Genomic DNA, 12200 nt, shown 5'->3' on the forward strand with positions numbered 1-12200 from the left:
AATTTTAATTAAAATGAATATCCGACCATATAAATCATCTGATCCCCATATCCGTCATAACCTAATTTGTTCTCAAAATAACGATACGTTACAGATGCCTTCCATCGTGGATAAAACTTCCATGCCAGCGTTAATCCACCATTTAAACCATTCCGACCGAATTGCTGCTCCGTGTAAGCATCATTTCTATCAATCTCGACTTCATTCCAGTCAGATAAAACAAAGCTTTCACCAAATAAAGAGAAGTTATAAACAGCAGTCCAACCAATAACGTATCCATTCCATCCACTGGTCTGTCCATATTTCGGTGATACATAGTCACCTGACTGGTTATGCAAGCCGATATAAGGTTTAAAGAAACCCCAATCTCCGCTCCACCCCAGATAACCAAGTCCATAAAACATATCCAGATCATCCCCCCAAGAGTTGTCCCATTGACCGTATATCTTGCCAAAGAAGGTATAGTCAGAATCAAAAAGACGCACATGGGTCATAGCAGAGACAGTATGGTTACGACCCGCCACTGCATGGTTTAATACGTTGCTTTCAATAAAAGAATAGAATTCAGCCTCTCTGAAATTGACGCCAAAATCAGCCGTTGCTTTCCAAACTTCACCGCGGTGCACATTCACAAAACCGCTATTCCAGTCTGCATAACCAGCGTTAATTGACCCAAAAGAGTTTTTATATTCCAGAGCCTGTACATTTTGGCTAAAAAGAGCTGGCACGGCTAATACAAGACTAGCCAATAGTATTTTCTTTATCCGAGGCATTGAATTTATTCCCCATAATTATAATTTATCCATCAATGAATGAAGGTTCGCTGCGGTGATAAATATTAAACAAATGTAATTACAAGATAGTGATGTAAATCTCACATCAGAATAGATAAAGGCTGCTTAAAATAATGTGTCGAATAATGTTGCTGTAGATACGATAAGTTCATATTTATTAATAAACACGTCAATATCTTCTTACTAAACCACCTCTGATATATTTACCTGGCATGTTAGAAAACTCACATTAAAGACTATCCAACTCACTTTTATCCTTGACAATAAAAAACCGGTATTCCCTTAAAGGGGATACCGGTTTTTTCAAACGAGAGAGCTTTTCTGCTTGTCGTTAGCGCGTCAGATCGTCAAAGAACTTCTTCACACCGTCGAAGAAACTTTTGGAGCGCGGACTGTTTTGTTCGCCGGTCGGGCCGCCAAAGCTGTCCTGCAGATCTTTGAGCAGTTGCTTCTGCTTGTCGTTCAGGCCCACTGGGGTTTCAACCACCACGCGGCACAGCAGGTCGCCCTGAGCGCCACCGCGTACAGACTTGACGCCCTTTCCACGCATGCGGAAAAGTTTGCCAGTTTGCGTTTCGCCCGGAATTTTTAGCTTCACGCGACCGTCCAGCGTCGGGACTTCAATCTCGCCGCCCAGCGCAGCCATCGCAAAGTTAATCGGTACTTCGCAGTACAGGTTATTGCCTTCACGTTCGAAAATTGGGTGCTGTTTTACCTGCACCTGAACGTACAAATCACCTGCTGGCGCACCATGTTCACCGGCTTCACCTTCGCCCGCTAAACGAATGCGGTCTCCGGTATCAACCCCTGCCGGGATCTTAACGGACAGCGTTTTACTTTTCTCAACGCGACCATGACCGTGGCATTTGTTGCACGGATCTTTGATCAGCGTACCGCGGCCCTGACAGTGTGGACAGGTCTGCTGTACGGCGAAAAAGCCCTGACGCATCTGCACCTGACCAGAACCATGACAGGTTGGACAAGTCTGCGGCTGAGTGCCTGACTTCGCACCGCTGCCGTGGCAAACGTCACACTCTTCCAGCGTAGGAATACGGATCTCTTTGGTGACGCCACGCACGGCTTCTTCCAGAGTGAGATCCATGTTGTAACGTAAATCAGCACCACGTGAGGCGCGCTGACGACCACGACCGCCGCCAAAGATATCGCCAAACACGTCACCAAAGATATCGCTGAAGTCAGCCCCGCCGCCAAAACCGCCGCCGCCGCCCATGCCGCCTTGCTCAAACGCTGCATGACCGTACTGATCGTAAGCCGCACGTTTTTGCGCATCGGTCAGGATCTCGTACGCTTCTTTGATTTCTTTAAACTTGGCTTCGGCCTCTTTATCACCCTGGTTGCGGTCCGGGTGAAATTTCATGGCCAGGCGCTTGTAGGCCTTTTTGATTTCACGCTCTTCCGCTGATTTGGAAACGCCTAAAATCTCGTAATAGTCTTGCTTAGCCATCTCTTTTTATCTGCCCCCAACATGCGTGCACGGGCGGAGAGGAAACCTCTTCGCCCGTGCCAGTAATTACCCGTTCAAAGGGCGATTATTTTTTGTCTTTCACTTCTTCAAACTCGGCATCGACAACGTCGTCATCTTTCGCGTTGTTTGCAGAAGCATCAGCGCCTGCTGCACCAGCCTGCTGCTGTGCGTGCTGCTGCTGAGCGATTTCCATCAGTTTCTGGGAAACCTGTGCCAGCGCCTGCATTTTCGCTTCGATATCCGCTTTGTCTTCACCTTTCAGAGAAGTTTCCAGCGCGGTCAGTGCAGACTCGATGGCAGTTTTGTCGTCAGCTGGCAGTTTATCGCCGGCTTCTTCAACCTGCTTACGCGTGCTGTGCAGCAGATGGTCGCCCTGGTTGCGGGTCTGAACCAGCTCTTCGAACTTACGGTCAGATTCCGCGTTCGCTTCTGCTTCGCGAACCATTTTCTGAATTTCTTCTTCGTTCAGACCAGAAGAAGCCTTGATGGTGATCTTCTGCTCTTTACCGCTGTTTTTGTCTTTCGCGGAAACGTGCAGGATACCGTCGGCATCGATGTCAAAAGTCACTTCGATCTGCGGCATACCGCGCGGAGCCGGGCTGATACCATCCAGGTTAAACTGACCCAGATCTTTGTTATCAGCGGCGCGTTTACGTTCACCCTGCAGCACGTGGATGGTTACCGCAGACTGGTTGTCTTCAGCGGTAGAGAACACCTGGCTGTGCTTGGTCGGGATAGTGGTGTTTTTCGCGATCAGTGGAGTCATCACGCCACCCATGGTTTCGATACCCAGAGACAGCGGGGTAACGTCCAGCAGCAGCACGTCTTTTACATCACCGGTCAATACACCACCCTGAACGGCAGCACCGATTGCCACAGCTTCGTCCGGGTTAACGTCTTTACGCGGCTCTTTACCGAAGAACTCAGCAACTTTCTTCTGTACCATCGGCATACGCGTCTGACCACCAACCAGGATCACGTCCTGAACGTCGGAAACAGACAGACCAGCATCCTGCAGAGCTACTTTCAGCGGCTCGATAGAACGGTTAACCAGGTCTTCAACCAGGCTTTCCAGTTTCGCACGGGTCACTTTGATGTTCATGTGTTTCGGACCGGTCGCGTCTGCAGTGATGTACGGCAGGTTCACGTCGGTCTGCTGAGCGGAAGACAGTTCGATCTTCGCTTTCTCAGCGGCTTCTTTCAGACGCTGCATCGCCAGCGGGTCATTACGCAGATCGATACCCTGATCTTTCTTAAATTCGTCAACCAGGTAGTTGATCATACGGCTGTCGAAGTCTTCACCACCCAGGTGGGTATCACCGTTGGTTGCCAGAACTTCGAAGGTTTTTTCGCCGTCAACTTCGTCGATTTCGATAATAGAGATATCGAAAGTACCACCACCGAGGTCATAAACCGCGATAGTACGGTTGCCGACTTCTTTATCCAGACCGTAAGCCAGTGCCGCTGCGGTCGGTTCGTTGATGATACGTTTTACTTCCAGACCTGCGATACGGCCAGCGTCTTTGGTTGCCTGACGCTGAGCATCGTTGAAGTATGCAGGTACGGTGATAACCGCTTCAGTTACCGGTTCGCCCAGGTAATCTTCAGCCGTTTTCTTCATTTTTTTCAGCACTTCAGCAGAAATCTGCGGCGGTGCCATTTTCTGACCTTTTACGTCAATCCATGCATCACCGTTGTCAGCACCGATGATTTTGTACGGCATGATGGCTTCATCACGCTGTACTTCTTCGTCCTGGAAGCGGCGGCCAATCAGGCGTTTAATCGCAAACAGGGTGTTTTGCGGGTTTGTCACTGCCTGACGTTTAGCCGGCTGACCAACCAGAGTTTCACCATCCTGGGTATAAGCAATGATAGAAGGCGTGGTGCGATCGCCCTCGGCGTTCTCCAGCACACGTGCAGTAGTGCCATCCATAATCGCTACACAAGAGTTGGTAGTACCCAGGTCGATACCAATAATTTTACCCATCTAAACGTCTCCACTAAAAATTCGGTCATCATGTGGTTGTGAATCTGTAATAAGGGCGAAACGTGCGGTTTCAACTACCCTGAATCGTTTTTTTTCAGACTCACCACTGCGGTTGTCTACAAGATGGGGTCGTAACCCACGTCATCAAGGGGGGCATGAAAATTTTTTTTAGCGTCGTGGCAATAAAATGAGGGAAAAATGGCTGAAATGTACAATTGCGAATAATCACCACCCAAAATGTATACACAAAGCCAATAACAAAAAACCAATCATTCATCTAAAAATTGTAATAAAAAGAAAAGATTACAGGAATGAATCATTTTTCTGGCGGCGTTAAGATGACGGCAACGAACATATTTTTGAACCCGCCTAAGAGAAACACCATGAAAGCCGCATTAACACTTCCCGCCAGCCTGTTGGCGGGTCTTCTACTGAGCAGCGCCGCGCACGCTAACGATCATAAAGTTCTCGGTATGATTGCGATGCCCAGAAATGAAACCAACGATCTGACACTTAAAATTCCCGTTTGCCGCGTAGTGAAACGCATCCAGCTCACCGCCGACCGTGGCGATATCCACCTGAGCGGTGCGTCTGTTTATTTCAAAGCTGCACGCATGGCCAGTCAAAGCCTGAATGTCCCTTCATCCATTAAAGAGGGGCAGACCACCAATTGGATCAATATTAATAGCGACAACGACAACAAACGCTGTGTCTCCAAAATTACCTTCTCTGGTCAGTCGGTAAACTCGTCTGATATGGCAACGTTGAAAATCATTGGCGACGACTAATCCCTTCTGCATAAGTAGAACTCAGTATGAATGTCACGTATTTGAATGACGACGATCTCGCTTTTCTCCAGCATTGTAGTGAGGAGCAACTCGCCGACATCACCCGTTTACTCACCCATAACGAAAAAGGGAAAGCCCGCCTGTCGAGCGTTCTGAGTCATAACGAATTGTTTAAATCGATGGAAGGACACCCGGAACAGCACCGCCGCAACTGGCAATTAATCGCAGGCGAGCTTCAACATTACGGCGGTGACAGTATTGCCAACAAATTACGCGGACACGGGAAATTATACCGGGCGATTTTGTTGGATGTCTCAAAGCGGCTAAAGCTCAAAGCAGACAAAGAGATGTCTACGTTCGAAATTGAACAGTATCTACTGGAACATTTTTTACGCAACACCTGGCAAAAAATGGATGCTGAGCACAAGCAAGAATTTCTGCAGGCGGTCGATGCAAAAGTCTCTGAGCTGGAAGAACTGTTGCCGCTATTAATGAAAGACCGCAATCTGGCAAAAGGAGTGTCTCACCTGCTCTCCGGCCAGTTAACCCGAATTTTGCGTACGCACGCTGCAGTTAGCGTCATCGGGCACGGACTCTTGCGCGGCGCAGGGCTTGGCGGCCCAGTGGGGGCGGCCTTAAACGGCGTAAAAGCCGTGAGTGGAAGTGCCTATCGGGTCACCATTCCGGCCGTGCTGCAAATCGCCTGTCTGCGCCGAATAATCAACACCTCACAAGCGTGATGCTCATCACAGGGGAAAATAATTCATTTTCCCTTCGTTAGATCATAGACAGTGCCCTCTCCCCTGATTATCATGCCGCGCCCCGAAGACTGTGATCGTTATTCGGGGAAACTATTTCACCATTCAATCAATGATGATTTTGAGGAATTATGGGCAACACTAAGTTGGCTAATCCGGCACCGCTGGGCCTGATGGGCTTTGGCATGACCACCATTCTGCTTAACCTGCACAACGCGGGTTTCTTCGCCTTTGACGTTATTATTCTGGCGATGGGAATTTTCTACGGCGGTATCGCGCAAATTTTTGCCGGCCTGCTGGAATATAAAAAAGGCAATACCTTCGGTTTAACCGCCTTTACCTCCTACGGTTCGTTCTGGCTGACGCTGGTTGCGATCCTGATCATGCCGAAAATGGGCCTGGCAGAGGCAACAAATGGTCAGTTCCTGGGCGTATACCTGGGTCTGTGGGGTGTGTTCACTCTGTTCATGTTCTTCGGAACGTTGAAAGCCGCCCGCGCATTACAGTTTGTCTTCCTGAGCCTGACGGTGCTGTTCGCGCTGCTGGCCGTTGGCAACATTGTCGGTAATGAAGCCATTATCCACGTTGCAGGTTGGGTTGGCCTGGTGTGTGGCGCAAGCGCCGTTTACCTGGCGATGGGTGAAGTACTGAACGAACAGTTTGGTCGTACCATCCTGCCGATTGGTGAAGCGCACTAATCGACGTTATCCCCCCTTTCGGGGGGATATTCCTTACAAGCGCTGTAACGCCCCCTGCGCGCTCGCATCGCGATGAAAAATATCCTGTCGCAGCCAAATCCCCAGACCTAATCCCACCAGCGATAACGCCAGCACATACCAGGCCGGAGCCATTGGCGACACGCTCATTAACATCGTCACGGCGATTGGCGTCAGACCACCAAAAATGGCATAGGAAACGTTGTAGGAAAAGGAGATGCCGGTAAAGCGCACTTCTGCTGGAAACGCCCGCACCATGACATAAGGAACAGCCCCCACCACACCAACACACAACCCCACCAGTCCGTACAACAGGAACAGATGCTCAGGGTGGCTACCGGTCAGGTGATAAAAGAACCAACTGGAACAGGCCAACAGTAAGCTACCGATAATGAAGGTTTTGCTGGCGCCGACCCTGTCGACAATCAATCCGGCCAGCAGACAGCCAATACACAGCATAATGGTGGCAACACTGTTCGCCTGTAACGTTAGCGCGGCTGCAAAGCCATACTGCTTCTGCAACCAGACTGGCGACATCAGGATCACCACCACAATCCCGGCCGATAACAGCCAGGTCAGCAGCATTGAAATAACCACCGCTTTTTTATGTTTACTGACGACCGACTTCACCGGCAGTTCCTGCGCCAGCGCTTTACGTTGCTGCATTTCAAGGAAGATAGGCGTCTCCTGCAGCCAGCGGCGCAGGTACATTGCCACCAGCCCAAACGCGCCCCCCAGCAGGAAAGGGATACGCCAGCCGTAGTCATGCACCGCCTGCTGCGTCAGGCTGGTGTTCACCAGCGTCGCAACCACCGACCCCAACAGAATTCCCACCGTCAGCCCGGCGGTCAGCGTGCCACAGGCAATGCCGATGCGACGCTCCGGTACGTGCTCCGCCACGAACACCCACGCGCCCGGTACTTCTCCACCAATGGCAGCACCTTGCAAAATACGCATCAGCAGTAACAGCAGCGGCGCGAGGATCCCCATTGAGGCGTAGGTAGGCAAAAGACCAATCGCCAGCGTCGGTATCGCCATCAGCAAAATGCTCAGGGTGAACATTTTCTTACGCCCGACCAGATCGCCAAAGTGCGCCATGATGATGCCACCCAGTGGACGCGCCAGATATCCGGCCGCAAAAATGCCAAAGGTTTGCACCTGACGTAGCCATTCCGGGATGTCAGCGGGGAAGAAGAGTTCGCCAACGACGGCGGCAAAGAAGACAAAAATAATGAAATCATAAAACTCCAACGCCCCACCGAGGGCAGCAAGCGTTAGGGTTTTATAATCCTGGCGATTCAGCGGTCGAGAGTGTTGTGACATAGCAAACCATGAGTCAGTGGAGTAATTGAATCTGTTCGTCGATATATGTAAAGCAAAAATTACTATATCGTAAACAATTCAATACTCCACCGTGATTGCTATTTATATCACGAATAGACTACTTTCAGGCGTTTGTATCGCGTATTGCGCTTTTAGGTCGAAAAGATGCTACGACAGCCGGTGCAGTTTCCACATACGGCCCATCCAGCAACTGTATACAATACGGTACACTCGCAAAGATACCCGGCACGATAACCTTACCGTCGGCATCTTTTACGCCTTCCAGCGTTTCTTTGATCGATTTCGGCTGCCCAGGCAGGTTCAGGATCAGCGCCTGCTTGCGAATGACCCCAACCTGGCGGGAGAGAATAGCCGTTGGCACAAAGTGCAGACTAATTTGGCGCATTTGCTCACCAAACCCAGGCATTTGACGGTCGGCAACAGCCAGCGTGGCATCAGGCGTCACATCTCGACGTGCCGGACCGGTACCACCGGTCGTCAGTACCAGATGGCAGCTCATTTCATCCACCAGTTCGCATAACGTTTGCTCGATGATTGCCTGCTCATCCGGGATCAACCGCGTTTGCAGCTCAAAGGGGGTAGTCAGAGCCGATGCCAGCCATGCTTCAAGAGCAGGGATACCCTTATCCTGGTAAACGCCACTGGAGGCGCGATCGGAAATGGAAACCAGGCCAATGCGTAAAGTGTTCATGATTATTCCGTTTAAACAGTCTCGTTAAACAGAATGATACACTGCGAAAGGAAGGACAGACAGGTTTCAGAAGAGGTAGCGTGACCCCTGTCAGGGCCACGCTCTAATGATTACAGCAGATCGCCGATCATTTTTTCCAGTTTACCCTGGTCTACAGCAAACTTACGGATACCGTCCGCCAGTTTGTCTACAGCCATCGGATCCTGGTTGTGCTGCCACAGGAACTCAGCTTCAGTGATGCGTGCAGGACGCGCTTTCACTTCGCCAGAGAAGGACAGTTTACGTTCGAGAGCGCCTTCGCTTTCCGCCAGCTCTTTCAGCAGTGCCGGAGCAATGGTCAGACGATCGCAGCCCGCCAGCTCAATGATTTCGCCGATGTTACGGAAGCTTGCGCCCATGACGACGGTTTCGTAACCGTGCTGTTTGTAGTACTCGTAGATTTCCGTTACGGAAACCACACCTGGATCTTCTGCCGGTGCGTACTCTTTCTTGTCAGTATTGGCTTTGTACCAGTCAAGAATACGGCCAACGAACGGAGAAATCAGGTATACGCCAGCTTCAGCACATGCACGCGCCTGCGCGAAGGAGAACAGCAGAGTCAGGTTACAGTTGATACCTTCTTTTTCCAGCTGCTCAGCGGCACGGATACCCTGCCAGGTAGAAGCCAGTTTGATCAGAATACGATCGTTGCTGATGCCAGCATCGTTGTACAGTTTGATCAGACGTTTTGCTTTCGCGATAGACGCGTCGGTGTCGTAGGACAGGCGAGCATCAACTTCAGTAGAGATACGACCCGGGACCAGTTTCAGGATCTCCAGACCGATATTTACCGCCAGTTTGTCCGTCGCATCGACGATCTGCTGAGCACGATCGTCGCTCTGCTGCTTAGCCCATGCCACAGCGTCATCGATCAGCTTGCGGTATTCCGGGATCTGCGCTGCGTTAAGAATGAGAGAAGGGTTAGTTGTGGCATCCTGAGGCTGATACAGCTTCATTGCCGCGATGTCTCCGGTGTCGGCCACTACTGTGGTGAACTGACGAAGGGAGGTCAATTTGTCCGTCATGATAGCGATTCTCTTTAAACAGCTTGTTAGGGGGATGTAACCGATCTTCCCTGATGATAGCACGACGCACTCTCAGCGCAACCGCCGGGATTGTCCAACTCACTGCTCATTCCCGATTACGCATCTTAAAGCCCCTGATGCGCAATTAAGGGTTATACCCATTGTTATGGTAAACTCCCGCAATCAATCTCCTGACAAGGTATATACTGTTCGATAATTGGTAGCGCTTACATGGGAATATTAGCGCGTACCGGCATCAACAAGAGGGATGTTAATGCCTGATTTTTTCTCGTTTATTAATGAAATACTCTGGGGATCGGTGATGATCTACCTCCTGCTTGGCGCAGGATGTTGGTTCACCTGGCGTACCGGGTTTGTTCAGTTTCGCTACATTCGCCATTTTGGCAAAAGTCTTAAAAACAGCCTCAGCCCGCAACCGGGTGGCTTAACCTCGTTTCAGGCATTGTGTACCAGTCTCGCAGCTCGTATCGGCAGCGGAAACCTCGCTGGGGTTGCCCTGGCGATCGCCGCGGGTGGCGCAGGGGCCGTCTTCTGGATGTGGGTCTCAGCGATCATTGGCATGGCGACCTCCTTTGCCGAGTGCTCACTCGCGCAACTGTATAAAGAACGCGATAGTAAGGGGCAGTACCGCGGCGGGCCAGCATGGTATATGGCACGCGGCTTGGGTATGCGCTGGATGGGCGTACTCTTTGCCCTCTTTTTGCTCATCGCATACGGCCTGATTTTTAACAGCGTGCAGGCAAACTCTGTCTCCCGCGCATTGGCATTTGCGTTCGACATCCCTCCCCTCGCTTCCGGCATCGCTTTAGCGATACTGTCATTCCTGGTGATCATTGGCGGTATTAAAGGTGTTGCTCGTCTGATGCAATGGTTTGTGCCGATCATGGCGCTACTGTGGGTCGGTTGCAGCCTTACTATCTGTCTTTGGCATATCGGGCAGATCCCCGAGATCATCGTCAACATCGTAAAAAGTGCTTTAGGGTGGCAGGAAGCTGCTGCCGGCGCAGCCGGTTATACGCTGAGTCAGGCCATTGCCAGCGGTTTTCAACGCGGTATGTTCTCTAATGAAGCGGGAATGGGCTCAACACCTAACGCAGCAGCTTCGGCTGCCTCCTGGCCACCGCATCCCGCGGCGCAAGGCATTGTGCAAATGATCGGTGTGTTAGGTGATACGCTGATTATCTGTACGGCCAGCGCCATGATTATTCTTCTGGCGGGGAATGGCACGACCTATATTCCAATGGAAGGCATCCAGTTGATGCAGAAGGCCATGGTCTCGCTGACCGGCGAATGGGGAGCTGGGTTTGTCGCATTTATTGTGATTCTGTTTGCCTTCAGCTCTATCGTGGCTAACTACATTTATGCGGAAAACAACCTGGTCTTTTTACGTCTGGACAATATCCGGGTTGTCTGGCTGTTGCGCATTGCTACCGTCAGTACCGTGATCGCAGGCACCGTAGTCAGCTTCCCGCTGGTCTGGCAGCTCGCCGACATCATCATGGCCTGTATGGCGATAACGAACCTGACGGCGATTCTGCTGCTCTCCCCGGTTGTTCATACCCTTGCCAGCGACTATCTGCGTCAGCGCAAACTCGGTGTGCGCCCGGAATTTGATCCGCGCCGTTATCCTGAGATCAGACAACAGCTTGCGCCGGATAGCTGGGATGAGACGCCGCGCGAATAGCGCGGCAATCACAACCATCGATCAATTCTGTCGTTTTTTTTGCTAAAGTCGCAGTAAATTTCCTGCAAGGACTGGATATGCTGATTCTGATTTCACCTGCAAAAACGCTCGACTACCAAAGTCCGCTGGCAACCACACGTCATACGTTGCCCGAACTGCTGGATCACTCTCAGCAGCTTATTCACGTGGCGCGTCAACTCTCTGCGCCGCAGATCGGCAAGCTGATGGGAATTAGCGATAAGCTGGCGGATCTGAACGCGACCCGTTTCCATGATTGGCAGCCAGACTTCACACCGGACAATGCGCGTCAGGCCATTCTGGCGTTCAAAGGTGACGTGTACACCGGATTACAGGCGGAAACCTTCAGCGAAGCGGATTTCGATTTCGCTCAGCAGCACTTACGCATGCTGTCCGGGCTGTATGGTGTTCTGCGCCCGCTGGATTTGATGCAACCCTACCGTCTGGAGATGGGCATTCGTCTGGCCAATGCAAAAGGTAAAGATCTCTATCAGTTCTGGGGAGAGACTATCACCGATAAGCTTAACGAAGCGCTGGAAGCACAAGGTGATAACGTGGTGATTAACCTCGCCTCAGACGAGTATTTTAAATCCGTGAAGCCGAAAAAGCTGAACGCAGAACTGATCAAACCCGTCTTCCTTGACGAGAAGAACGGCAAATTCAAAGTCATCAGCTTCTATGCCAAAAAAGCCCGCGGCCTGATGAGTCGCTACATTATTCAACATCGTCTGACGAAGCCTGAGCAACTGACTGCGTTTAACAGCGACGGCTATTTCTTTGATGAAGAAGCATCAGGGAATGGCGAACTGGTGTTTAAGCGTCACGAGCAATAATGTAACGCATGTCGGA

Annotated in this window: 11 protein-coding genes; 5 read left to right on the forward strand and 6 right to left on the reverse strand. The window is 50.9% G+C overall.

Features of this window, described 5'->3' with window-relative positions:
• Positions 1 to 8: 8 nt before the first annotated feature.
• From HV261_RS22455 to dnaK, 3 genes are all read right to left on the reverse strand, one after another.
• The gene (locus HV261_RS22455; RefSeq protein ID WP_202039554.1) at positions 9 to 773 is read right to left on the reverse strand and encodes an outer membrane protein OmpK; all 765 of its coding nucleotides are present in this window, start codon (positions 771 to 773) and stop codon (positions 9 to 11) included.
• Positions 774 to 1125: 352 nt separating this feature from the next.
• A complete protein-coding gene (gene dnaJ / locus HV261_RS22460) occupies positions 1126 to 2259 on the reverse strand; it encodes a molecular chaperone DnaJ (RefSeq protein WP_181509547.1) in 1134 nt (377 codons plus the stop codon).
• 85 nt (positions 2260 to 2344) lie between these two features.
• Positions 2345 to 4267, reverse strand: a complete 1923-nt coding sequence (gene dnaK / locus HV261_RS22465) for a molecular chaperone DnaK (protein ID WP_003829739.1) — start codon at positions 4265 to 4267, stop codon at positions 2345 to 2347.
• A 383-nt stretch (positions 4268 to 4650) separates the two neighbouring features.
• On the opposite strand from dnaK, the gene HV261_RS22470 reads away from it, so the two are divergent.
• The 3 genes from HV261_RS22470 (at position 4651) to satP (ending at position 6511) form a co-directional block, all read left to right on the forward strand.
• Positions 4651 to 5055, forward strand: coding sequence for a DUF2541 family protein (locus HV261_RS22470; protein ID WP_137383777.1), 405 nt, complete (start codon positions 4651 to 4653; stop codon positions 5053 to 5055).
• A 26-nt stretch (positions 5056 to 5081) separates the two neighbouring features.
• Positions 5082 to 5795 carry an acidic protein MsyB gene (gene msyB / locus HV261_RS22475; protein ID WP_137383778.1) on the forward strand — a complete coding sequence of 238 codons (714 nt, stop codon included), beginning with the start codon at positions 5082 to 5084 and terminating at the stop codon, positions 5793 to 5795.
• A gap of 149 nt (positions 5796 to 5944) precedes the next feature.
• A complete protein-coding gene (gene satP, locus HV261_RS22480) occupies positions 5945 to 6511 on the forward strand; it encodes an acetate uptake transporter (RefSeq protein ID WP_137383779.1) in 567 nt (188 codons plus the stop codon).
• A 33-nt stretch (positions 6512 to 6544) separates the two neighbouring features.
• On the opposite strand, the gene HV261_RS22485 is transcribed toward satP, so the two are convergent.
• The 3 genes from HV261_RS22485 to tal form a co-directional block, all read right to left on the reverse strand.
• Positions 6545 to 7852: an MFS transporter gene (locus HV261_RS22485; protein WP_202039555.1), complete on the reverse strand. Its 1308-nt coding sequence runs from the start codon at positions 7850 to 7852 to the stop codon at positions 6545 to 6547.
• A 124-nt stretch (positions 7853 to 7976) separates the two neighbouring features.
• Entirely contained in the window at positions 7977 to 8564 is a 588-nt protein-coding gene (gene mog, locus HV261_RS22490) for a molybdopterin adenylyltransferase (protein WP_137383781.1), read from the reverse strand.
• 110 nt (positions 8565 to 8674) lie between these two features.
• Positions 8675 to 9628, reverse strand: a complete 954-nt coding sequence (gene tal, locus HV261_RS22495) for a transaldolase (protein WP_202039556.1) — start codon at positions 9626 to 9628, stop codon at positions 8675 to 8677.
• Positions 9629 to 9902: 274 nt separating this feature from the next.
• Between tal and HV261_RS22500 the strand changes: the two genes are divergently transcribed.
• Together HV261_RS22500 and yaaA are read left to right on the forward strand one after the other, a co-directional pair.
• A complete protein-coding gene (locus HV261_RS22500; RefSeq protein ID WP_202039557.1) occupies positions 9903 to 11333 on the forward strand; it encodes an alanine/glycine:cation symporter family protein in 1431 nt (476 codons plus the stop codon).
• Positions 11334 to 11410: 77 nt separating this feature from the next.
• The gene (gene yaaA, locus HV261_RS22505; protein WP_202039558.1) at positions 11411 to 12184 is read left to right on the forward strand and encodes a peroxide stress protein YaaA; all 774 of its coding nucleotides are present in this window, start codon (positions 11411 to 11413) and stop codon (positions 12182 to 12184) included.
• Positions 12185 to 12200 lie beyond the last annotated feature (16 nt).

The sequence above is a fragment of the Citrobacter sp. RHBSTW-00671 genome (assembly GCF_014103415.1).
Taxonomy (GTDB): domain Bacteria; phylum Pseudomonadota; class Gammaproteobacteria; order Enterobacterales; family Enterobacteriaceae; genus Citrobacter.